Genomic DNA, 24941 nt, shown 5'->3' on the forward strand with positions numbered 1-24941 from the left:
ATCTTACAGCTTTATTTTACTTGCGTTCCCTCTCTAAGCAGTCCGGCACCTTGTGACACAATCTCGTCCCCGACTTTCAACCCGTCCAGAACGATATACTCGCGTCCGTCATTGATGGCAGCTACAGTAATCAACGTTGAAGTCGCTTTTCCGTCCACAACTTTATATACGGAAATCTTATCCTGCATTGCCACCGTAGCTTCCTGAGGAATAACAATAACACCTTTGTAGGAATTGGGAACCAGGACACTGCCCGAAGCGCCACTGTGCAAAATACCCGAAGCATTAGGGAACACTGCACGGACACCTACCGTTCCTGTCTGACGGTTGATCACACCGCTGATAGACTCCACACGTCCTTTCTCGCCATACACCGAACCGTCAATCAGTTTTAATTCTACTTCCGGCATATTCTTCAATGCTTCGTCCATGTTTTTATACTGATTAATCAAAGAAAGCAATTCATTTTCGGTCAGAGAAAAGTAAACGTACATATCCGAATTGTCGGAAACCGTAGTCAAAGCCTGTGGAATGCTCGGTCCTACCAATGCTCCGACACGGTAAGGCAACATAGCTATCACACCGTCGCTGGGACTCTTCACTACCGTATATGAAAGGTTATTGCGGGCGTTTACCTCCTGTGCTTTCGCCTGTGCCAGCTGTGCTTTGGCTGCCAGAAGAGAATTCTTTGCCGTGCTCAGATCGAATGCGGAAACCACATTCTCCTTATACAGTTCCTCTTTGCTTTCATAAGTAAGCTGTGCCGTAGCAAGAGCAGCTTCAGCAGACTTCACATTTGCCACCGCCGTCTGCAATGCGGCTTCGTAGGGCACCTGGTCGATAATGAACAATGTCTGTCCGTTTTTTACACGTTGTCCTTCCGTCACACATACTTTTGTCAGCGTTCCGCTCACCTGCGGATAAATATCAATATCCTGGCGTCCGCGAATTGTCGCCGAATATGTGCTCAGAATCATACGATCCGCCGGAGCGACGGTCATAACTTCATATCCTGTTTCCATTTGTGCAGGTGGAGCTTGCTTACATCCCGTAGCAGCAACCAGACAGCAGAGCAATAACAGCCCTTGCTTAACTTTACTAATCTTTCTACTCATTATGTTACCTATTAAATTTTTGAACGCGGCAAAGATAGGCTCTTTTTAGTATAGAAAACTGGTCATACTGTTTTGAGTTTTGTTCATTTTCGGAATATAAAAGCTAATATTTAGTAAAAAAGTCCTATTTTTGTCCGCGAAAAGAGAAATGTGTATGAAAGAAAGAAACTCCAGCCTTGCTATACTCCGCGAACCTTTTATTGCCGGAACCGACGAAAATCTGTCTCCGGTCATGCATCATTTATGGAAGTTGGAAGGAGGTGCCATTTACTTCTGCCGTAAGGGATGGGCACACGCCACAATCGATTTGAAGGATTATGAAATTGTAGAAAACACACAGGTAGTACTTCTTCCCGGTACCATTATCCGCATCAATGGTTGCAGCAGCGACTTCACCGCTTCGTTTTTCGGATTTCCAAAAGAGATGTTCATGGAAGCCTGCATGCGGTTTGAGCCTATATTTTTCCGGTTCATCAAAGAACAGCCTTGCTACGTTCTCCCCCAAGAAAATACCGGAGCCATCAACGGATTGATACGAGCCACAACAGCGATATATAACGACCGTGAAAACCGTTTCCGGAACCAGATAGCCAGAAACCATCTCCAGTCTTTCATGTTCGACATTTATGATAAATGCTACCGCTATTTCGGCAAGCATAAAATAGAAGGTGGTACCCGACAGGATGAAATCTTCAAAAGTTTCGTATCGCTTGTACACGAGCATTGTGCCTCTCAACGGGAAGTCAGCTTCTATGCCGACAAACTGTGCATTTCTACCAAATATTTGACTGGTATCTGCAAAGCTGTCACTGGTGATTCCGCCAAAAAGATCATTGACGACTTTACCATTCTGGAGATTAAAGTATTGCTCCAATCTACCGAACTGACCATTCAGGAGATAGCCGACCGGCTCGGTTTTCCCGACCAGTCGTATTTAGGGAGATACTTCAAACGACACGAGGGGATATCGCCGAAGGAATATCAGAGTAAGTATTCCATGTAATAATCTCCTGCAATATTCTCTTATATCATCAGGCTCGGATTCTTTAATTAGTGTTTACGACACAACACAGATTGTTAACAGATCTGTAATACTATCTTAATCTGCCTTGTATTCCTTTGCACCGTGAAACAAAACACAGGTGTGAATAACTTTATTGCATTTAATAAATTAAAAGAAGCAAGGTAAAAGATTATGAAAAGAAACAAATGGCTGCTTTCTCTGTCGATTGGGCTCTTGTGCTGTGGCTCTGCATACGCACAGACAACAGTGAAAGGAAAAATAACGAGTGAAGGTGGGGAACCGTTAATCGGGGCTACCGTAGCTGTGAAAAATTCGACAGACGGCACGGTGACCGACATTGATGGAAACTACTCCCTGAAGACTAAGAAAACATTGACTCAAAAGGATTTGCTTGTATTCAGTTATGTAGGATATAAAACGCTACAGAAGAACTATGCAGGCAACACGATGAATGTTAAACTGGCAGAAGAGTCGCAACAACTGAATGATGTGGTGGTGACTGCCTTGGGGATTAAACGTGAAGAAAGAGGATTGGGATATGCCACGGAAACCGTGAAAGGGGATATGATTACGAGCGCCCTGCCCACCAACTGGTCGACGGCACTGAACGGTAAGGTAGCCGGATTGAGTGTTATCTCTTCCGGTGGTCCGCTCAATTCGAGCCGTATCTCGCTGCGGGGGGATATCTCGCTGAACCAGAACGGAAATGACGCATTGGTGGTAGTGGACGGTGTACCGATGAGTAGTCCGATGACCAATCCGGGTGTTGCCTACGGTGCAGGTTCAAACAGCGAACTTTCCGTGGACTATGGTAACGGATTCTCCGACATCAATCCGGATGATATCGAAAGCATCCAAGTATTAAAAGGAGCCAGTGCGACAGCCTTGTACGGTACGCGTGCAGCCAATGGCGTGATTATGGTGACTACCAAATCGGGAGCGGGTGCACCCAAAGGTATCGGCGTGTCTTACAGCGGTAACTTCAGTATTGACGATGTGATGAGATGGCCCGATTACCAGTATGAATTCGGACAGGGATTGCCGAGTAATATCGGTCCGGCAGGTTCTATCTACGAAGGCCAGCCCTATTACTCTTACGGAAAAGCGGAAGACGGCAGTTACGCAAGCACCAGCGGAACCAGTAGCGCCTACGGAGCACGCTTCGACGCCAACAGGTTGTTCTACCAATATGACCCTGTGACACAGGATCGTGCTTCTGTAGCCACTCCCTGGGTAGCGTACAAAAACAACCGCAAAGATTTGTTTCAGACGGGATATACCCTGACCAACTCGGTAGCCTTGACCGGAAAATCCGACCGGGGCAGCGTGCGGGCGTCCATCACCCACACCAAGAACGAATGGATTCTCCCCAATACAGGTTTCCAGCGTATCACTGCCATGATTTCCGCCCAACAGCAGATTTCGAGGGCACTGCGCATCAATTTCAAGTCGAGTTATACGTACCGCAAGCTCAACAACACGCCTGCACTGGGATATAACAGTAATTCTATCTCCTACTTCCTTATCTTCCAGAATCCGAATGTTAACCTCGACTGGTTGCGTCCGATGTGGCGTACCGGACAGGAAAACGTGAAACAGCTCCAACCGTACAGTTCATTTATCGGAAACCCGTATGTCATTCTGTACGAATCTGAAAACCCTTCGGAGAAACACAGTAATGTATCATCCGTTTCTGCCAATCTGCGCATCAACAGTAAATTCGATTTCATGATCCGGTCCGGTATCCAGTTGTCAGCAGACCAACGCGAACAGCATCGTCCTATCAGTGACGTGGTTTTCGGAAACGGATTTTTCAAGAAGCAGAATGTGTTCGATTATGAATTAAACAGCGATGCTTTATTTACTTACCATGATTCATTCGCCAACGGATTGCGTGTCAACGCTTCGGCAGGTGGAAACATGATGCAACAAAGCTACGATATGTTGGCTGCCTCGGTGGTAGGATTGATTACGCCGGGAGTATACAAACTGGCAAACGGCGTTTCCAACCCGAACGTGCAGACAGTTATCAAAAAGAAAGCGTTGAACAGTCTTTATTTCACGGCCAATTTCTCGTATAAGGATAAACTGTTTCTCGATGTCACCGGGCGCAATGACTGGTCGTCTACCCTGCCGAAAAGTAACCGTTCTTTCTTCTATCCGTCGGTCAGCGTCAGTGCAGTGATGAACGAGTGGTTCACGTTGCCGGAACAGATCAGTCTGTTGAAAGTGAGAGGTTCGCTGGCACAGGTCGGCAACGACACAGACCCTTACAAGACATCGCCCTATTATGGCACGAGCGATTTCCCCGGATCGGCCATCGTATCTTCTACGCTCTATAATCAGGATTTCAAACCGGAGATTTCGACTAATTACGAAACGGGATTCGACTTCCGTATGTTTCACAACCGCATCGGACTCGATTTCACGTTCTATTATAACCGCACCAAAAACCAGATTCTGGATGCTCCGATGGACCCGACCACAGGTTACAGCAAAGCTACCATCAATTCGGGATGCGTCCGCAACCGCGGTTATGAAATCCAGTTGGACGTTACTCCGGTAGTCAGCAGGGATTTCCGCTGGAACGCTACTTTCACCTGGTCTAAGAACGAGAACCGGATTCTCTCACTGGCGGAAGGGGCGGATGAGAACCAGTTAATCAGCAGTATCGGTAGTGTGTCTATCATCGGACGTGTGGGTGGAACCACGGGCGATCTCTGGGGATATAAGCTGGTACGCGACCCGGAAGGAAATGTGGTCATCAACGACAACGGATTGCCCGAACGTTCGGGAGAGATCGAATACGTCGGCACGGCCTATCCGAAATGGAAAGCCGGACTGTACAATGAATTTTCTTACAAGAACTTCACGCTTAGCGTCTTGCTCGACGGACAGGTGGGAGGTAAAATGTACTCGCACTCGCACCACAAAATGACGGAACAGGGAAAACTGCAACATACGCTGAACGGACGTCTGCCGGGAACGGAATTTTATATGTCGAAAGACGACCCGCGCATCGCTGCCGCCGGACTTTCACCACAAGACGGGATGTACATGATTGCTCCGGGAACGGTGAAGAACGATGACGGAACTTACTCGCCAAACACCAAAGTGGTGACCGTGGAAAGTTATTATAAGGAATACTACCGGATGGCCAATGTGGAAACTAACACGTTCGACACTTCATTCCTCAAGTTACGTGAAATGAGACTGGAGTACAAGTTGCCGAACAGCACACTGAAGAAAACACCGTTCAGCAAAGCATCGGTGGCACTCTACGCACGCAACCTGTTCTGTATCACCGACTATCCTCTGTTCGACCCCGAATCTGCCGCCCTCAACGGAAGTTCGATGGTGACCGGTGTGGAGACGGGCTCACTGCCTACGGCACGTACTTTCGGACTGAATATTAACGTATCTTTTTAAACACTGACTTATGAAAACCAGTAAACTTTTCAAAAATATAGTATGGGGAATGACTTTGTGCGGAGCTCTCTGCACGACTTCCTGCACCAGCTTCGACGAACTCAATACAGACCCCACCCGCATGGATGAGGTGAATCCCGGCACTCTGCTCAACCCGATTTTATACGAAACATCGGTCTACAACTGGAAACGCTACAACAGCTATACCTACGACCTGATGCAATGTGCCGTATCTACCAGCAGTACCAACGGTGTGGGATGGTGGTATATGACGGACAGCGAAGGAGACGGCACATGGACTACTTATTATAAATGGATCAACAACGCCAAAGAGATGATGCGCCTCACCGGAAAATTGCCGGAAGCCTCCAAACAACCCAACTACGATGCTATATCGCTGACTTTGCAATGTTGGCTATACCAGATTCTGACGGATGCCTTCGGTGATATTCCGATGAGCGAAGCCTGCTCCGCCGACGAGGGAATACTTGCACCAAAGTTCGACACCCAACAGCAGGTGTACCAACAGATTATCGACAATCTGAAAACTGCCAACGAGTTGTTCGACAAAGCTAACGGGTTGATCTACAACCAATCGGGCGAGATGTTGTACAAGACGTCCAAAGGGGATGCAACCGGTATTTTGAAATGGAAGAAGTTCTGCAACTCGCTCCGTCTGCGTGCACTGCTCCGGGTGATCGACGTACCGGAATTCAACGCGAAACAGGAACTGCGTACCATGCTGACTGATCCCGCCACTTATCCGGTATTCGAATCGAACGATGATGCCGCCCTGCTTGCCATCAGCGGAACTTATCCGGAGGAAGCTCCGCTCACCCGTCCGCAGGATTTCACTTCTTATGTTCAGATTTCCGAGTTCTTTGTCAATCTACTGAAAGGTTGGAACGATCCTCGTCTGCAGGTGTATGCAACACAGGTTACTCTCCCCGACCAGACTAAAGATTATGTGGGTTTGCCCAGCGGTTATCAGACGTTGCCTTCAATCACTGCTTCAGGACTGAATCAGGAAATGGCGAAAGCGCCTATGAAACTTGCCATGATGCCTTATGCCGAAGTGGAATTCATCAAAGCGGAATTACTGAAAAAAGGAGTGATCGATGGAGGAAGCAACGCTGCCAAAGAGGCTTATCAGAAGGGAGTACAGGCGGCTATCGAACAGTGGGGACAGAAAATGCCTGACCATTATTTTGAAAATCCGGAAGCTGCTTATGATGATACGCTGGAACGAATCATGAACCAGAAGTTTGTCGCACTGTTCTTCTGCGATTATCAGCAGTGGTTTGAATATAACCGTACCGGTTTTCCTGTGTTACCTGTGGGGCCCGGCATCGCAAATGCTAATAACAAAATGCCGAAACGCTTTAAATATCCGTCTGCTCTGCAGCGTACTAACCTGAAGAATTATCAGGCGGCTAAAGCGAACATGGGAGGCGATGACTTCTATATTCGACTGATGTGGCAGCAATAAATGAATGTGTCGGTCACCAAGATTTCGGCAATAATCATCATTTCAATCAATCTTTAAAATTCAATGAATATGAAAAGAATAATCAGTATGGCTGTTGTGTTAGTTATAACGATGGCAGCAATGGCGCAGAAAGGAGAGCTCGCCATGAACGAGAATATCTCCGGAAAAGACAATATTTCCAAAAACGAAAAAGAAGCTACTCCCGTAGGCAAAAAGCCGAAAGCGGCGTTTATATTCGACGTGTATGGAGAAATCCCGACTACCAAACCGGTGTTTGAAACGGAACATTATCTGGGAAGTGACATTACCGGAAAATGGAATACTTTCATCCAGAATTATACGCATGAGTATGATGTAACAATCGGATTTACGGATTCTTCGGTCGAAATCTTGAAGCCTTCTATTTACAAGGCAGTCAATAAGGTGAATAAATATTATAAGAAGGCATTGAAGAAAGAAGAGGTGAGCCGGGAAGTTGCTACATTCAACATGGGTCATATTCTGGATTGTGCCAATGTGATGTGTTTCGATGATAACAGCAAGTCTTTTGAGGAGGCTCTCAAGTCGGCAGATGAACCGGAAGAAATTATCGCATTATTCAATCAGGTTACTTTAAGAAAGTTATAAGCAATGAAAAAGATCAATTTTAGAAATACGCTGTTTGCAGCGGTCTTACTTTTCCAGCTGAATGCTGTTGCCGCCTCTGGTCAGACGGTGGTGAAAGGTAGTGTGAAAGATAATACTGGTAAACCCGTCAGCGGTGTAGTGGTGACGGACGGGGCACATTTCAATACGACTGATGCAGAAGGAAACTATGTTCTGAACACTGATCCGGCACGTTATCCGATGGTTTACATCTCTACTCCGGCAGCGTATGAGCTTCCTTCCAAAGAGGGGGTAGCCGATGGTGTCTATCAATATCTGGATGCCGGGAAAAGCGAGAACCAATGTGACTTCGTATTGACTAAACGGCAGAAGCCGGTGGATGAATTTGTCTATATCGCCATTTCCGACCCGCAAGTGAGAAACGAAAAGCAACTGGACCGCTTCCGCACGGAAACAGTGCCCGACCTGAAACAGACTGCCGACTCACTAAAGAACTTCGAAATCGTCGGCATGGGACTGGGGGATCTGGTGTGGGATGCCATGAACCTGTACGCTCCTTACCGTCAAGCGGTGTCCAACTTGGGAATGACGATGTTCCAACTGATGGGAAACCACGACTTCAACCTGCTCTACAAATCCATGACACAGACGGATCATCCGGCGGATGGTTATGGGGAACAGAATTATTATCAGTCATTCGGCCCGGCCAACTATTCATTCAATATCGGCAAAGTGCATGTGATAGCAATGAAGGATATTGACTACGACGGCAACAAGAAATACACGGAACGCTTCACGCCGGAAGATTTGGACTGGTTGAGAAAGGATTTAAGTTATGTGCCCAAAGGAAATATCGTGTTCCTGAACGTTCACGCTCCGGTAGCTAATAACACGGTAGCTGCAGGGGGAAATGTGCGCAACGCCAATGCGCTTTTCCAACTGTTGAGGCCTTACCAAGTACATATTTTCTCCGGACACACGCACTTTTATGAAAATCAGTTGCCCGCTCCTACCATTTACGAACATAATATCGGGGCTGCTTGCGGCGCATGGTGGGTAGGACACGTGAATCGTTGCGGAGCACCGAATGGTTACCTGGTGGTACAAGTGAGAGGTGATGATGTGAAATGGCGTTACAAGGCAACAGGGTGTTCTCCCGACTATCAGTTCCGGCTCTACCAACCGGGAGAGTTTGAAAGCCAGAAAGACTATGTGGTAGCCAATATCTGGGATTGGGACTGGACGTATACGGTAAACTGGTACGAGGATGGAGTGTTGAAAGGTGCTATGCAGGCTTTTGACGATGAGGATCAGGATTATATCAATATGGTAAAGGGAAAGAAAACGGGTTATCGCACACGTCATCTTTTCCGTGCACAGCCTTCCAAAGATGCAAAATTTGTCAAGGTGGTGGTTAAGAATCGTTTCGGGGAAATATTCACGGAAGAGATAAAGCTGTAGTTTTATTCCGGTCTGTTTGTACTGGTAATAATAATGCTAAGATTATACCGGTAGTAAATCAGAAAGTGTGTCAAAACGCAGATTAACGCAAATTATCGCAGATTATTTCAATTATATTGAAATATCAATCAACGACTTATAAAATTATTTCTGCGATAATTTGCGTTAATCTGCGTTTTATTATTCATCATGTCACACCTTCTTTTTGAAACAATCTTACTTTAACGGAAAATCCGGCACATTACTACTTTCATCGGTACTTTCCTCATCGCCCATAGTGCACAAAGCAGGGAACAGATGGCGCAGACCACAAATGTAACTCCGGTAGATACAAGAATATTCCCCAAACCCACCAACGGAGAAACAATACCTCCGGACGCAAAGCAGAGTGCCCCCAACAGGGCGGAAGCTGCTCCGGCGTAACGGCGTTCGCTATCCATCGCCAAGGTGGTGGAGGAAGTAAAGGTCAGTCCCATTGTGAAAAGTAATGCGAACATCAGCAGTTCATAGGTCCAGAAGCCGCATCCGTTATACAAGGCAATCATCACACAGACGGACAGGCACAACATACCGATGCATCCGGTCAGCGTCCCATTTTCAGGTTGGCGGAATTTCACGGAGATAGCTGCTGCCACTCCGATAGCTACCGCATTCACCGCAAAGCAGATACTAAATGCAAAGGGGGAAAATCCGTAATGTTGTTGCACAATAAAGGGTGAGGAAGCTATGTAAGCAAAGAGGATACCTTGTGCAAACGCCAGTTGCAAGACATAGAGCATGTAACGGCGGTTATGGACGATTGCACCGAAGTTGCGGAAAGTAGAAACGATTCCCGTCTTCGAGCGTTTCTCTACGGGAAGTGATTCTTTAAAACGGATGCAGCCTATCCACAGCAGTACGCCAATAAACAGCAATATCACAAAAATCCCTTTCCATCCGATCGTCCCGGTCACCAACCCTCCGACTACCGGAGCTGCCACGGGAGCCACTCCATTAATCGCGCCGATCACGGCCAGCATCTTGGCCAGTTCCTTCCCCGAAAATTTATCCGTAGCCACCGAACGGGATATGACAATACCGCCTGCCCCTCCGATTCCCTGTATCAATCTCAATGTGATAAACGAATAAATGTCCGGTGCAAAAAGACAGAATACGGTGGACACGATGAACAGTATCATCGAAACGAGCAACAACGGACGCCTGCCGTATTTATCGCTCAATGGTCCGAAAAAGATTTGTCCCAATGCCAGTCCTATCATACTGGTGGTAAGTCCCAATTGCACCATCGACGAGTGGGTAGAAAAATAGTCTGCCATGGCTGGCAGACTAGGCAAATACATATCCGTCACAAAAGGACCAAATGCCGACAGCATTCCCAACAGGATCAGCAAAAATACTTTTGAGTTCTCTTTATTCATTACAGTCATAAACTATCTTTTTTAATTTCATTGCAAAAGTACAAGCTTTCCAGCACATCTTGATGGGCTAAACACGAACTACATAAGGACTTTTCGGAACAAATTAGAGTAAAAGCAATCAAAAACAGAAGTACTACAACCACTACTATATTGTACAACTGCCGGAACAGTCAAGTACAAGAGTGTATGCACTCAAGTACAAGATCGTACCGGCAGATGTACATCTTTCCTGTTTTTCTTCTATACGGAAATCAATCTGAAAAGCTTTTATCGCTTAAAACCTCAACTTTATACCGGCATTCATGACAAACCCGTCAAGCGGTGCATAAATATCACGAAAATCAGGGTTGGATATACTACCCGTATAAATAGTATCAAAACGGGTTTGCCGCCTGTCCGTAAAGTTTTCAAAGTTGGCATATAAAGAAAGCTTTTCCCAAATCTTCTCTATCATGAAGCCACACACAACGTATGATTTGCCTTTCAGACCATCACCTAGTTTCTGCGGACTGAAATAATAGGCTTCCAATCCTATTTTCCATTGGTCTTCTACTTCATACATCAAGATACTGTTCAACCGATGTTTGGGAGTCAATATGTTTTCATATTTTATAGCATTCTCTTTTGTTTCGATATCTGTATAGGTATAGCCCAGATATAAATGAAAATCTTTATATCCTATTTTTACATTCGTCTCTCCCCCTTTACTGTCCGTATGACCTTTGATATTATTAAGCTGATACATCCCTCCCGTTGCAGGTTGCAGCAAAAGAGGACTATCAAGATAAGTATAAAAGAATAACTGATTGACGCTGAAAGTTACATTACCTCCGCCAAACGAAGTGACATAATTAAAATCCCAATTCAAACCATAACTTCTTTCCAATTTATTCTTGTCTTTATCAATGGGAAGCACATCCCGGTATTGCCTTTTCTCGCTGTCTTCCGTGAAAACCGTAGGTGCCTTATAACCGAAACCGCCACCAAGCCGGGAAGAGAACTTGTCCGTTATCTTAAAATGAGCAGAAATACGCGGAAGCACAGCTACCCCATAATCGGCAACATAATCAGTCCTCAAACCGGTTTCAAAATTCAACCAATTTGTCAAATTCCAATTGTTCTGAACAAACACTCCGGCAATCGTCTGATTATAGTCTCTTAACTGAAAATCAGACTGTTTCTTTTCATCAAATTTATCTGTCCACAGATTTAATCCGGCTACCCATTCCGTTTTTTGTTCCGTATATGTATATGATAATTCACTGAAACTGGATAGTTGGGTACCTTCAAAAGTATAGTTCGGCACTCCTATTTCTCTTTTGAAATAGGTCACGCTATTCTTAAAATCGAGCCTGTGTTTCTCGTTAAAACGGTGTTCCAACGTCAGTTGGGTAGAATGTCTTTGCGTCTTGTTTTCTTCAAAATAAGAATGTACATCATCTCCCTTTCCTTTAATATACTCGATGTCTCCTCCCAAGCGGTTCTCAAACATTGTATTGAGCCCGATACTCATCTCGGTATTTTCCGTCAAATAGAGGAATAACTTAGGATTAAAGACATATCTGTCAAATTGTGGGATAGCCGTAAATCCCGTATTTGACGGATCATAAGCCCAGTTTCTGTTATATGCAGCAAAGATAGTGGTACCCACTTTCTCAAACTTCTGTCCATAAAACCCACTGACATCCAAACCTTTCCCCGATGTTCCATTAAGGTGTAGACTCAGCTCTCTCTTTTCCTCCGGAGTTTTTGAAATAAGGTTCACCAATCCGGCTATTGCCCCACCACCATATAAGGTTGATGTGGAACCTTTGATTATTTCCACTTGTTTCAAGTCGAGAGGAGGAGTCTGCAACAGTCCCAAGCCACTTGCTGCTCCTGCAAAGACCGGAAATCCATCCTTTAAGATCTGGGTGTAACGACCGTCCAATCCTTGTATACGTATAGCGGCATTTCCTGATGTTGCAGATGTCTGCTGGGTGATAATACCTGTACTTTCATTCAATAACATACGAATATCTCCCGGTTTCATGCTCCCCTTTTCATCAAGTTCTTCTCTGGAAATAAATTCGACTCTGGTCGGTATATTTTGAATGGTCCGGGTTCCACGCGTAGATGAAATGATAACTTCTTCCAATGCTTCCTCGTCCTGTTCCAGGAAGATCTCGACGGGAGTAGCGGAAGCTAAAGGGAACGTAAAGGATTTTGTTTCCGTCTCATAGCCAAGATAACTGAATTTTATACGCTGAACTCCATCCGGAATATCTTTGATGATAATAGTCCCGTCCGCATCGGAACTTGCTCCGTAAGTTGTCTTCTCCACTATAGCATTTACGCCAACCAACACTTCTTTTGTATCTCCGTCTTTTACAACTGCCTTAAATATGTTTTGTGCTACTACACTTTGTACTGACAACACAAATATTGCCAGCATAACTAATCTTATACTCATTTTCTGTAATTGATAATTTTACGCTATCTATTTATTCCGTACAAATAAATAGATAACAATTCTATGATGAAGTGTGAAACCTCATCTATAAATAATTAATTAATCAAAGAGGGGAAAAACTCCGTAGTAAAAAGACTTTTATCCCCCAAATATTATCTCAAAGAGTAATAAGCTTAGGCGGTTGCCAGATGGAAGAAGAAAACTGAGGAATCAGTTTCTCTTTATAAAACGAAAGGAGATTATCATTCAACGGGATTTCCAGAACGAAAGGTAAGTGAAAAAGTCTCGGAACCGGACATCCCGTACAAGTATTGCAATGCAGGAAAGGAGAACAACAATCTGCGCAAGAACATCCTTCATCCGAACATGTTTCCTCCATATTATTTACACACTGAAACAAACATTTATCTTGCAAAAAGCAAGGAGCCGTTGACAACAACAGCACCCATAAAGCCAATATGTAAGATAAATATTTCATATAAATGAGATGTTTTTTCTATTCAGGCGCAAAGTTATTGATTTTATAATTCTTAAGCAAATATTATTGTATAAATCACACTCTCCTGCATTATATCAGTTATTTTATCGCATTATCCAAATAATTCTGAATTTCACTGTCCGAAGCACGTGGAGCGTTGGTCGTTATAATCTTGCCCGCTTTATCAAAAAGCATAAAACGAGGGATCCCATTTATTTGATATTCCTTACACAGATCAGACTTCATACCATCAGTAGTTATAAACTGCCTCCATTCCGGTTTATCCGCTTTCAGTTTATTCTTCCATTTGGCAACGTTGTCATCCAACGAAATACTGACAAATTCAATATTCGGATTGCCTGCATAATGTTTCACCAACGCTTCCACATGAGGAATCTCAGCACAACACGGACCACACCATGTAGCCCACACATCGAGATAAACAACTTTCCCTTTTCCTATCACATCAGAGAACTTAAGAGGTTTATCATTGACATCCTGCAACGCAAAATCAGGTGCCGTAGTTCCCGGCAGAATCTTTATAATCTTATCATATAGAGGTTGTAGTTCCTCTACTTTATCCTGATGGGTCGTAGTATTTTTATAGGCCTCGAATGTAGACTCAAGATAGGCATCCGCTCCATTTTCCATATAGGTGGCCATATAGCTATCAGCCACATAATCAATAATCGCCTGGTCAGAAACTTTATCCTTCAGAACTATAAAAAACTGTTCTCCCGGCGTCATAACCGAATCAGTATGACAAGACAAATACCACTTGATATACATATTTATCAAACCGGCCTTCGCACTTTCCATTGTGTTATAGTCCAGACTTTCAATGTATTCAACAAAGTCCATATCCATATCTGTCGGTTCATTATTGCTCATCTTTGCCCAAGCAAACCGGAAAGGAATTGCCAACTGCTTCTTTTTCAGTTTCTTCTGTTCGTATGCTATGAAATTCTCATCTTTCGTAGCCTCCAATTGTGTTCTCAATTGATCGGCAGTCGCATCGATAGCCGCTTTATATTCCTTAAATGATTGATATTTACCGGCTTCCCCGACAGTCCACTTTGTCAAACTTCCGAATTCATGGTCAAATGCCCATAAATACTCGGAACTTTTGGTATCCCCGCTGAAAGTTACATCGCAACGGCCATAGATAGAATCGGCACTGGCAGTAAGAATAATATGCTGTTTATCACCATTTTTCAGATAAAGACGGACAAATCCCTGTGCATCTTCCGATGTCAGCCATATCTCGGCTCCTTCGGGGAAATCACGGGTGTAAGAGAAAGTGCCATCCGCATTCATTTGCAAACTATCTTCAATAATATCCGCATCTGTCTTTATCATACATTCAGCCACCCCTCCCCGATAGTCCTTTATTTCTCCTGTCAGAGTAGCCGGAGCCGGTTTGCATGCTCCCATTATTCCTAGAGTCAAAGCTATTGAAGCCAATTTATAAATTTTCAGTTTCACCATTACTGTTATTTATTATGTTATTATTCATATTTATTCTGTTCGATCATCCCATTACTTACCGTTACTTCTGTCGACGGAATAGCCATTGTATAGATATATTTATTACTTTTCGGGGTAAGGGTATATTCTACAGGTTCATCATCAAATATAGGAGAATGAGCACCGGTAGAGCTCAACTTATAGAATCGACGAGTAATAGTCACATCATCATTCGGGTCGTTGTTAAAGTTGCAACGGCGGATATCATGCCAACGCAAAGTAAACGGAAATTCCCGCATACGCTCTTTCAATATTACATCAATCGCCTCATCCTTGTTAGCAGCAGTCAGACTAACGGCGTCAGCCGGTGCTTCACTTGAAATCCGGTAAGGACGGAAATTTGTATTGAGATACGTCAACGCATCATTCCACTGTCCCTGACGAGCCATAGCTTCTGCCTTGATAAGCAGCATTTCCGAGACACAAGGTCCGGAGTCGAAATCATCTCCGTTATAATAACTGTAACCCGGAGCTTCATCTTCAAAATACTCAACTCCCATCCCCATTATACATAAGGAAATATACTCCTCATAATAAAAATATTTGTAACGCAGGTCATTGTCCGTATCAAAAGCCTCCCGCAATTTAGCACTTGGAATGGCCCATGAATCTGTAAAATGGTAACGTCTATAATAAGACTTCTGATTAATTCCCGGTAATAGGCCTGTCATATCAAACGTCGATTCGTCATACCATGTAGTCACAGTACGAGGTTCTCCATTACCGTCTTCAAATTCCTCAACCGGTTCAATATCTGTATTATAATCCGCCAATTCACCATCACAAGCTAAAGCCTTTTCTGCAAAGTCTTTGGCTTTGGCATAATCCCCCATAGTCAGATAGAGTCGGGCGGCAAAACCATTGACGGCTGCGCTATTCTCACGCCAGATTTTACGTTCACCACCTTCTATTAATGGCACGGAAAGAGGCAAAGCCTGTGCCAATTCACTCTCTATGAGGTCATACACATCTTTTAAGGTTCCACGCGAATAATTTTCATTATATTCTATACTGATATTTATAGGAACTCCCAATTCTTTCAGATTGGCTTCGCAATAAGGCACACAGTAGCAATTGACTAGTTCATAATAGTTATAGGCACGTATAAAATGTGCCCGTTGCGCTAAAGTGGTCCGTTGTGCAGAAGTACCTCCCGTTACTTTATCCAGATAAGCCAGCACGGTATTGGTCATAAAAATATTCTTATAAGCACATAACCAAAGAGAATTGGAAGATTGTATTTCCGCTGTATATTTAGGTTGGAAGCAATTCAATTCCAAAGCCGTATAATCAGCCAAAGCAACCATTCCCATCGCAATATCCATCGGCATTTCATAACAATCGCTCATATAACGTTGAGCGGCATTGCAATCCCATATAGCCGAGCGGTCTATGGGTTCCATCCTTGCGGCAAGCAAAGCCTCCAATTGTTCAAAAGTCTCCAGTTCTATCCCGTCACCTTTCTTAGGCTTCTCATCTAGAAAATCATTACAACTGCTTACAATCAACGTAACCAGCAAAGTCAAACCTATCTTATCTATATATTTCATAATCTATCTTGTTTTAGAATTCTTAATATGCAAATTTCACTCCGATGGTGTAGGTCGGTTGTAAACGAAAACCACCATAGGCATATTCCGGATCTTCATCAGTAGCCTTTATGGTAAACAGATCGTTGCCTTGCAAATAACAAGTCAAACGGCTAATTCCCCACTTTCTCAACAATACCTGGGGCAAAGAGTAAGACAATGTCAATTCTTGCATACGCACATGATTAGCACTCTTTACATTATAATCCATATAGGGAGAAATGCTGAAATAATGGGACAAGTTGATAAACTTATTATCCGGCATCGGCATCACAGTCTCATCTTGCAACTGAGTATATTGGCGGTTAGGAATAGTCACCAACGGATCAGCATAATTAAATCCAGTCTGGCGGAACTTATGCCCAAACTTACCGATCATCGTGAATGACAATGCCCACTCCTTATATTCGAAAGAATGACTCATTCCCACAGTCCACGGAGCCACCGTAGTGCCCATATATTTCATAGCTTTTCTGCCATCCGTATTTTCCAAGATGTTATCAATCGGAGCTGTGTTACCTTCGTTATCCACATAAATATTGGGAACTTTATAAGTATTTGCTTCATCATCAGTCCGTTCTCTCAACCCGGCATACTGATATGCCCACAAACCATTGATATCATAACCTTCTATTGGAATAGGATCACGCATCTTATCATGACCAACATAACCCAAATAGAGTTTGTCTACTTTGTTTTTATTATATGCCAGCGTTACATTTCCATCCCAATGTACACCTGCGCCAAAGTCCTGGCTACTGCCCAATTCCATTTCAAAGCCACGATTTGTCACTTCTGCCGCGTTCGCTGTAATCTTAGCGTCTACAATATTAAATCCGGGTTTTAGCTGCCCGGAAGCAATAGGGACAGACACATCGGCCATGATGTCTGTTCCTTTCTTGTTATAGACATCTATTTTACCATAGAACTTACCTCCAAACATAGACCAATCGATACCGAAGTTAACCACATGTGTCTGCTCCCAGCTCATTTGCGGATTTCCATAAGAAGAGATACGTGCATATTGTTCCTGTGTAATATCACTGACACCCGCCATCGTAATCAACGGGACCATAGAAGTGGTAGTATTGGCATTACCATTGCATCCATAAGTAATTCTCGGTGTTAAATAATCCAGCCAATGCTGAGATTTCATAAAATCTTCGTGCATCATGTTCCAGCTAAAACCAACCGACCAGAAGGGCGAATAACGATATTTAGGATCATCTGTGATAAAATTGGAAGCATCCGTTCTGAAAGAACCCGAAATCGAATACTTGTCGTCAAAAGTGTAAGCCAGATTTGCAAATGCAGAAAAATACCGTTGCAAGCTATATCGGAACATCGACTTTACCGGAATGGGAACTTTTCTTTCATTGAAACAATTCGTCACCACCACTTCCTGGATAGGTCTGGAGGTCAGATAATTATCATCATAACCATAAATAGGAGCAAAAGTACGGTTATTTATTTTACTCTGGCTCACTTCCACACCTGCTACCGCATTGATTGCATGACGTTCAGCAAAAGTGCGGTTAAAATCCAACTGGTTACGCCAGTTATATGCATCTGTCGCATATTTACCTTCATTCAAAATACTACCTTTCTCAATGTGTGCCGTAGCTGTCTTCTTCTTTAAATCGAGTGTAGTAAAACGATTCACTACATCGCGTACATAATACGTTTCATCCGTGTATAATTGACGTGAATCTTTTTGCACGTGTTCCAATTGGAATTTAGTACTCACTGACAATCCCTCAAGAATAGTAGCTCTCAATCCTACTTGAAAACGATTGTTCATGGTTTTATTGGACATACTACTCCCATTCACCTCACGAAGCAAATTATAGCTCCAATCGGAATAAGGAAAATCATATTGATTGAGCATATGATTTATACCATCAGCGTATTGCATAATATAGCTCATATCAGTGTAACTGCCATCTTGATTCAATACCATATCGTAAGGCGCAAGCTCTGCAATATCACTGGCCGTTGCACCCGAAGTGTTGTTCTTACGATATAAAGCCATAGCAGACACATCCATTTCCAGCCACTTCAACAACTTTATATTTCCCCGATAATCGAACTGGAATTTCTGTGAATCAGACCCTTGATAGCGGGTAGTATCATAAGCGTAAAGCATGGAAACATAATTGGTCATACGTGCCGTAGCACCAGATAAAGTGACATTATACTGTTGGTAAATAGGACGTTTCAGCAGTTCATCCGAGATTTGCCGTTTATTGTCCAAAGCAGCAAGAGAAGAAAGGCCCGTGTTATATTCGCTTTCGGAGATTTCATTCTTTGAATACTTATTATACAGTACGGCAGCCTGATTGTATCTGTATTGATATGCTCTGGAAAATTCAGGGAATGAAGCCGGTGTGGACGAGGGACTCACCGGATCAGCCAAATATGTGCCGAAAGTCTTCTTCTGATACTCTATACTTTCCGCACTGGACATCATATTGCGCAGATAATCAATATCCACCTTATTTCCAATGCGCAACTGAGCATCCACTTCCACCGTAAGACCTTTGGCTTTGTTTCCTTTCTTCGTCGTGACTACAATCACGCCATTCGAAGCACGAGCTCCCCAGATAGAAGCAGCGGCAGCATCTTTCAAAATCGAGATATTCGCCACATCATTCGGATTGATGGAGGCAAAACCTGTGGAAATAGGAAAACCATCCACGACGATCAGCGGTTCCGCATCGGACTGCAACGTACCGTTACCACGAATTTTGAAGGAAATCTCTCCATCAGCAGTTGTAGTAGCCTGCACACCCGCCACTTTACCTACCAGACGGTCGGCAATAGTCACCGAAGGTTTCTCCAACGCCTTTTCTTTAATGATGTCGAACGCACCGGTTGCCCGCTCTTTGGAAATCGTCTGATAACCGGTCACCACTACATCTCCCAACATTTTGGATTCCTCTTTCAGCGTGACATTCATCACATTCCCGCTGACGGCAAGCACCTGCTTTGCCATACCGACGTACGAAAAGACCAACGCTTCGTCAAGAGCCGCCTTAATCTCATAACGACCGTTATAATCCGTTATCACTCCTTTCGCATGATTCCCGTTTTCAACATAAACGGTAGCACCAATCAACGGTTCTCCCGCCTCATCCGTAACGATACCGGTTATCTTCTGTTTGGGTAATGCCTGCTTCTCCGTTCTCACTTTCGTTATCAGTACGTAATCATCCTTCAGCACATACTGTAAACCCGCTGCGGGACAAATCACATCCAACGCTTTTTGCAAAGTTACCTTCCGCAAATCCAAACTCAAATGCGGTTTGTTCTCCACAATACCGGACTGGAACATCAATGACACTCCACTCTGTTTTTTCACCTGTTCCAAAGCTTCCCTTACCGAAATGTCACGATTGACAATGGTTATCAGCTTTGCATCATCAAAAACATTTGCCACAGAAGGCAATACAAATGCAAACAACAATGCTAAAACGACAACCGGAATCCGGATTTGTTCAGATAGCAGAAAACCTCTTTTCTCATTCTTTTGCATACTATTCTATATTGTATAAGTGAAACATATCTATGTGTATTTTCTTATAAGGAAGCTATTTGTGCAGGCTAACAAAAACAACTCCGTCTTCTCTGTCAAACCGAACATCGGAAACTTGCCGGATAATTTCTAACGAGAAGCCCAAAGGTTTATTGCGAAATACAGTTCCGTCAAAATGTAAATCACGAACTTGCGGATCTTTATATACGATTCTCACTCCGTACCACAACTCCAACTGTCTCAGAATCTTGCTCAATGGAGTTTCTGTAAAGTCATATTTACCGGACACCCATGATGTGTAAAGTTCCGTATCCACGCTGGCTATATCAATCACTCCCTTCTCATCATCCACCGTAGCTTGTTCTCCGGGCAACAACAGTCTCCTACGCCCGCCACTTTTCACCTCTACTTTTCCTTTCACCAAAGTAGTAATCATACTCTTCTTGCTATATCCGGAAACATTAAAACTGGTACCCAGTACTTCCACTTCTTTATTATCTACTTTCACCACAAAAGAAGTTCCGTCATGTGTCACATCGAAATAGGCCTCTCCTATCAACTCCACACAACGGTCTCCCTTGAAAGCAACAGGATAGCGAAAGACAGAAGAGGAATTTAACGTAACCTGCGTTCCATCGGAAAGAGTCAGCGTAAAGGTACTCCCTTCGGGAACGGTCACTGTATTGTATTGGGGTACTGATACATCATTAGCAGCTACTTTTTGATAGTTAAGAGAGGTATTACTACCGCTGGCTATTGCCAAACCGTTATCAGAAATAGCCTGCACACTATCCTTATCCAGCACAATCTGTTGACCGGAACTTAAGGTCAATGTTACCTTATTCTTAGGCAGATCGGGAAAAACCTCCGCCAAAGTTACAGGCTTCTCCACAACGGGAGTCTCATCGTAGGAATTGAAATAGAATGCACCTAGTATAACAGCAGTAAGCAGACAAGCGGCAACAACCACCCTGTAAAGACGTTGCCGCAAACGATAAGCTCTTCTTTTACGCTCGATAGCTTGCCAGCCTTTGGACGAATCCGCCTGTCGGTACGTTTCCGCACGCATCTCAGCCTTGTATAATTTCACATAGTTCGAAAAGAAGCGATAATTTTCCTCCGAACCATCCACCCACATCCGAAGTTTCCGGTATTCCGCCTCAGTCAATTCGTGTGTCTTGTACTTACTGCATAATTCTATAAATTCTTCTTCTGATAACATATTTATTCATTCTTTTACAACCATGACGTAAAAGACTGTAAAATGGGTGAGGGAAAAGTGAAAAACTTTAGCCTTTAAAGAGAAAAAAGTGAAAATAGAGTAATAAACTTGCAACTTCTCAAATATTTCAACGCATGAGAAAGATGAGTTTTAACGGTATTGACAGATATCCCCAATTCTGCAGCTACTTCTTTATACTTTTTATTATGTACGACAACTTCCATCAATATTCTATATTCCTGTGGAGAAAGTTGCAGCAAATAATGACGCAACCGTGCAAGTTGCTCTTCCGGCACTTCGTCGTCCGGATTTACATCCATAATATAGGCGTGTTCTTCTATCTCCGTAAATACGAAAGACTGATGTTTACGCAGATAATCAATAGAAGCATTACGGATGGAATTAAACAGATATTGCTTCAATTTGCCATTGACTGTACGATAAAGTTTCTTCTCCCAAAAACGCACGAAAAAATCCTGCACAAGATCTTCCGAAACTTCCAAAGAATCCGTAAACTGTACCGAATAAACACAGAGAGGAGTATAGTAGGCATCCACCAATTCTTTAAATGCTTTTTCATCATTTTCCAGTCTGCCTAATATATTGTCGTCTGCTATGAACATGCTACATCTGATTTGTAATGGTCAAAAGTACAAAAAAAACATTTTTAACCTAACATTTGACGGCTTTTAAATACCGCTATCTCTGAAATAAGATGTATTTCAAAAACATACTCAATAAAAATAAAGAGGTGAACACCTCATCCGTACCCACCTCTTTTCATTGATATTATCAATATAGATTCTATCTCATCCAATCTATATCTTTATAAATATTTGCTTTTTGTACAGCACCCATACAATTAGATAATTGAATCCGATAAACAGAAGGGCGTAAATCAGAGAAGCCAGATGAGCATCGGGAAGAACGCTCCAAATGGAAGTGTAAATCTTCTCCTGCAAGCTACTCCCCCCAACCGTAATAACTTCCAGCAAAGTAGCTAACACACCGGCCACTATATAAATAAACAATGGATTCGTACCAAAAACATGGAAAGGATATCCCCATTTCTGCTTTTTACGAATATCAATCAGCCAAGTGAGAAATACAAGAAACAAAGAAGCAAAACCACAAGTCACCAGAACAAAAGTCGAACTCCATACTTTCTTATTCAACGGACAGCCGTAACTCAACAACCATCCTGTAAACAAAAGGGCAATACCCAGTATGGAGATCTGCAACAGCCGGTGATGGATTTCAGTCTTCTCCCGCAAAATATTTCCGCAGAAATAACCGATAATCACTTGCGCAATGCACGGCAAGGTACTCAACAGGCCTTCCGGATCGAAAAAGACACGCCCGCCGTCCGACAACCACTCCCGATACAAATGGGCTTCTCCGAATAGTGTGCGATCTGTAACGGCAATAATATTCTGTTCAGAAAGTTCAAATCCGTGTCCCAAAGCCAGCAAGATGGAATAACCTGCCAGAATGATCCCGGAGATCCATGCCAGATTTGCCGGACGCCGGACACCTACAATCAGCAAGGAACCAAAGAAATAAGCCAATGCCAACCGCTGCAGCACTCCCAGAATACGTATGTGCGAGAAAGGTTGTTCTACTCCTGTGCACACCAACGAGAACCAGGAAAGAAAAAGTCCCAATAAAAACAAGATCACCGTGCGCCGTACCAGTTTGATGATAAAACTGCGACTGAAATGATGATCGAACCGGGATAAGGCAAAACTCATGGAAACGCCCATTATAAACATGAAGAACGGGAAGACCAAATCAGTCGGAGTCAGTCCGTTCCATTCGGCATGTCGCAAGGGTGCGTAAATGGATTCCCATGTTCCGGGGTTGTTCACCAAAATCATTCCGACAATGGTGATTCCCCGGAGTATATCTAATGAAAGTAAACGTTCTGATTTCATATTGTTCTTAGTGTACCGGGATTAAAGAAATCCCGGTTTGGTGAAATAGAATCCATTCGCATTCAACCATTTAACATGCCATTTCAGGCGATTGGTAAAATCAATCCAGTTACGGCTACTTCCCCACGCCAACTCCGAAAATGCTTGAAGAGAGGGAAACACGTGCTGGCCAAACTTCCGTTCATTAGGAATCATCTCCGTCCATACACAAGCTTGGAAACCTAATACATTTTGCTTCACGATGCCGGGAAACTGGGGTTCGAACTCGAAGTTATACAAAGAGCTTAATCCTTCGTCTGAAGGCGTTGCACTCAAATAGAAACGGGACCATTCCATGAATATAATCGGATAACCTTTCTGGGTAATCTTTCCCGGCTGATCGGGCAGCCAGTCACGCCAATAGGTATAAATCAAATCCTGCGGCTCTTTTTCAAGAAAAGCATCGTCCCATCCCATCACTTTCTTGCCTTTACCTTTCACATAGCTTGTCATGATCTTCACAAAACGGTTTTGCAGTTCATCCACTTTCTGATAACCTTCCTGCTGCATCAATCGCTGACAAACTTCACACTGTTCCCAGTTATCTTTCTCCACTTCATCAGCTCCGATATGGAAATATTCCGAAGGGAAAATCTCGACCATCTCATCAATGATGGACTGCACAAACTGATAGTTCTCCGGACGCGAGGGACAGATAGGATAAGAGAATTCTTCTCCCCATCCGGCTTCTCCCGTGCACGACAACTCGGGATAGACTTTGATAGCCGCCGAGAAATGACCTGGCATGTCAATTTCGGGTACAATATCGATCCCTCTTTCCAACGCATAACTTACCAAACCTTTCATCTCTTCCTGCGTATAATGACCGCCATATTGAGAACCGTTTCTCACGAAACGGGGATCTATCTCATAGTTATAATCCTGTTGGGAAAGTTCTACGCATCTCTTGTCATATTCGTCAAAGTCGCGCCAACTGCCTTCCTGCGTCAGCAACGGGTATTTTTTCACTTCAATGCGCCAACCCTGATCGTCCGTCAGATGCAAGTGAAGCTTGTTTATCTTGTAGAAAGACAAACAGTCTATCACCTTTTTCAGATAATCAACCGTAAACATGTGGCGGACTACATCGATATGAAATCCGCGCCAATCATATTTGGGAGCATCTTTTATATCGACCATCGGAAGATATTTAGCACTCCCGGAAGTGAAGAAATTTGCTTGTTCGAGCGCTTGTCTCAATGTCTGGATTCCCCAGAGAAGTCCGGTTTCCGTTGAATAATAAACGCAGGCTCCCTCTTTGGTAACGGTGAGCCGGTAAGCCTCTTTTGCCAGATCCGATTCCTGTTTCACACGGATAAAGGCACGATCGTTGGAAGCATCACTGACGGAAAGAGAAAGTTTCTCTTCCAGGGTGGATTTCAACAGTTGCGACGTGGAAGCCGGAATGTTCTGGCTGACAGTCACATTCTGCGGAAGAGAGACAACCGATTCTTTATAATCGACTCTTTCCGGCAAAGGCATCACCGACAGGCGGGTGGGCACTCGCTCCGGGTAGTTCGCGTTATCATTATCATTGCACGACAACGATGTGATCGCACCTATTCCCAACAAGAACAATATTCCGGTTCTTTTTATTTTATCATAGTTCATAACTTATCTACT

At 43.7% G+C, this 24941-nt stretch carries 15 protein-coding genes; 5 read left to right on the forward strand and 10 right to left on the reverse strand.

Going from position 1 to position 24941, the window contains the following annotated elements:
- Nucleotides 1-11: 11 nt before the first annotated feature.
- The gene (locus ACNOGP_RS20945; protein ID WP_186967342.1) at nt 12-1115 is read right to left on the reverse strand and encodes an efflux RND transporter periplasmic adaptor subunit; all 1104 of its coding nucleotides are present in this window, start codon (nt 1113-1115) and stop codon (nt 12-14) included.
- A 154-nt stretch (nt 1116-1269) separates the two neighbouring features.
- Here ACNOGP_RS20945 and ACNOGP_RS20950 point away from each other — a divergent pair, with 154 nt between their 5' ends.
- From ACNOGP_RS20950 to ACNOGP_RS20970, 5 genes are all read left to right on the forward strand, one after another.
- Nucleotides 1270-2118, forward strand: a complete 849-nt coding sequence (locus ACNOGP_RS20950) for a helix-turn-helix domain-containing protein (protein WP_418213634.1) — start codon at nt 1270-1272, stop codon at nt 2116-2118.
- Between the two features lie 192 nt (nt 2119-2310).
- On the forward strand, nt 2311-5568 hold the full coding sequence (locus ACNOGP_RS20955) for a SusC/RagA family TonB-linked outer membrane protein (protein WP_418213635.1): 3258 nt from the start codon (nt 2311-2313) through the stop codon (nt 5566-5568).
- Between the two features lie 10 nt (nt 5569-5578).
- A complete protein-coding gene (locus ACNOGP_RS20960) occupies nt 5579-7057 on the forward strand; it encodes a SusD/RagB family nutrient-binding outer membrane lipoprotein (protein ID WP_418213636.1) in 1479 nt (492 codons plus the stop codon).
- A 69-nt stretch (nt 7058-7126) separates the two neighbouring features.
- Nucleotides 7127-7684 (forward strand): hypothetical protein, encoded by a 558-nt coding sequence (locus tag ACNOGP_RS20965; protein WP_418213637.1) that lies wholly within the window; start codon nt 7127-7129, stop codon nt 7682-7684.
- 3 nt (nt 7685-7687) lie between these two features.
- Entirely contained in the window at nt 7688-9124 is a 1437-nt protein-coding gene (locus ACNOGP_RS20970) for a calcineurin-like phosphoesterase C-terminal domain-containing protein (RefSeq protein ID WP_418213638.1), read from the forward strand.
- A gap of 221 nt (nt 9125-9345) precedes the next feature.
- On the opposite strand, the gene ACNOGP_RS20975 is transcribed toward ACNOGP_RS20970, so the two are convergent.
- The 9 genes from ACNOGP_RS20975 to ACNOGP_RS21015 all read right to left on the reverse strand — a co-directional run bounded on the left by ACNOGP_RS20975 (nt 9346) and on the right by ACNOGP_RS21015 (nt 24929).
- Entirely contained in the window at nt 9346-10551 is a 1206-nt protein-coding gene (locus tag ACNOGP_RS20975) for a multidrug effflux MFS transporter (RefSeq protein WP_418213639.1), read from the reverse strand.
- A 265-nt stretch (nt 10552-10816) separates the two neighbouring features.
- Nucleotides 10817-12994: a TonB-dependent receptor gene (locus ACNOGP_RS20980; protein ID WP_418213640.1), complete on the reverse strand. Its 2178-nt coding sequence runs from the start codon at nt 12992-12994 to the stop codon at nt 10817-10819.
- Nucleotides 12995-13571: 577 nt separating this feature from the next.
- On the reverse strand, nt 13572-14960 hold the full coding sequence (locus ACNOGP_RS20985) for a TlpA family protein disulfide reductase (protein WP_418213641.1): 1389 nt from the start codon (nt 14958-14960) through the stop codon (nt 13572-13574).
- A 20-nt stretch (nt 14961-14980) separates the two neighbouring features.
- Complete coding sequence (locus tag ACNOGP_RS20990; RefSeq protein WP_418213642.1) at nt 14981-16549, reverse strand: RagB/SusD family nutrient uptake outer membrane protein; 1569 nt, start codon at nt 16547-16549, stop codon at nt 14981-14983.
- A 22-nt stretch (nt 16550-16571) separates the two neighbouring features.
- Nucleotides 16572-20123 carry a SusC/RagA family TonB-linked outer membrane protein gene (locus tag ACNOGP_RS20995; RefSeq protein WP_418213643.1) on the reverse strand — a complete coding sequence of 1184 codons (3552 nt, stop codon included), beginning with the start codon at nt 20121-20123 and terminating at the stop codon, nt 16572-16574.
- 55 nt (nt 20124-20178) lie between these two features.
- The gene (locus tag ACNOGP_RS21000; protein WP_418213644.1) at nt 20179-21345 is read right to left on the reverse strand and encodes a FecR family protein; all 1167 of its coding nucleotides are present in this window, start codon (nt 21343-21345) and stop codon (nt 20179-20181) included.
- A gap of 74 nt (nt 21346-21419) precedes the next feature.
- Nucleotides 21420-21968 (reverse strand): RNA polymerase sigma factor, encoded by a 549-nt coding sequence (locus ACNOGP_RS21005; protein ID WP_418213645.1) that lies wholly within the window; start codon nt 21966-21968, stop codon nt 21420-21422.
- A gap of 195 nt (nt 21969-22163) precedes the next feature.
- Nucleotides 22164-23279 (reverse strand): acyltransferase family protein, encoded by a 1116-nt coding sequence (locus ACNOGP_RS21010; RefSeq protein ID WP_418213646.1) that lies wholly within the window; start codon nt 23277-23279, stop codon nt 22164-22166.
- Between the two features lie 21 nt (nt 23280-23300).
- The gene (locus ACNOGP_RS21015) at nt 23301-24929 is read right to left on the reverse strand and encodes a beta-N-acetylhexosaminidase (RefSeq protein ID WP_418213647.1); all 1629 of its coding nucleotides are present in this window, start codon (nt 24927-24929) and stop codon (nt 23301-23303) included.
- Nucleotides 24930-24941 lie beyond the last annotated feature (12 nt).

It is taken from the genome of Bacteroides difficilis (assembly GCF_048319815.1).
Taxonomy (GTDB): domain Bacteria; phylum Bacteroidota; class Bacteroidia; order Bacteroidales; family Bacteroidaceae; genus Bacteroides; species Bacteroides zhangwenhongii.

Coding starts and splice junctions, on each gene's coding strand:
- ACNOGP_RS20950 (WP_418213634.1), top strand. CDS start 1,270: ATGAAAGAAAGAAACTCCAGCCTTGCTATACTCCGCGAACCTTTTATT.
- ACNOGP_RS20955 (WP_418213635.1), top strand. CDS start 2,311: ATGAAAAGAAACAAATGGCTGCTTTCTCTGTCGATTGGGCTCTTGTGC.
- ACNOGP_RS20990 (WP_418213642.1), bottom strand. CDS start 16,549: ATGAAATATATAGATAAGATAGGTTTGACTTTGCTGGTTACGTTGATT.
- ACNOGP_RS20945 (WP_186967342.1), bottom strand. CDS start 1,115: ATGAGTAGAAAGATTAGTAAAGTTAAGCAAGGGCTGTTATTGCTCTGC.
- ACNOGP_RS21000 (WP_418213644.1), bottom strand. CDS start 21,345: ATGTTATCAGAAGAAGAATTTATAGAATTATGCAGTAAGTACAAGACA.
- ACNOGP_RS20985 (WP_418213641.1), bottom strand. CDS start 14,960: ATGGTGAAACTGAAAATTTATAAATTGGCTTCAATAGCTTTGACTCTA.
- ACNOGP_RS21005 (WP_418213645.1), bottom strand. CDS start 21,968: ATGTTCATAGCAGACGACAATATATTAGGCAGACTGGAAAATGATGAA.
- ACNOGP_RS20980 (WP_418213640.1), bottom strand. CDS start 12,994: ATGAGTATAAGATTAGTTATGCTGGCAATATTTGTGTTGTCAGTACAA.
- ACNOGP_RS20965 (WP_418213637.1), top strand. CDS start 7,127: ATGAAAAGAATAATCAGTATGGCTGTTGTGTTAGTTATAACGATGGCA.
- ACNOGP_RS21010 (WP_418213646.1), bottom strand. CDS start 23,279: ATGAAATCAGAACGTTTACTTTCATTAGATATACTCCGGGGAATCACC.
- ACNOGP_RS20975 (WP_418213639.1), bottom strand. CDS start 10,551: ATGACTGTAATGAATAAAGAGAACTCAAAAGTATTTTTGCTGATCCTG.
- ACNOGP_RS21015 (WP_418213647.1), bottom strand. CDS start 24,929: ATGAACTATGATAAAATAAAAAGAACCGGAATATTGTTCTTGTTGGGA.
- ACNOGP_RS20970 (WP_418213638.1), top strand. CDS start 7,688: ATGAAAAAGATCAATTTTAGAAATACGCTGTTTGCAGCGGTCTTACTT.
- ACNOGP_RS20995 (WP_418213643.1), bottom strand. CDS start 20,123: ATGCAAAAGAATGAGAAAAGAGGTTTTCTGCTATCTGAACAAATCCGG.
- ACNOGP_RS20960 (WP_418213636.1), top strand. CDS start 5,579: ATGAAAACCAGTAAACTTTTCAAAAATATAGTATGGGGAATGACTTTG.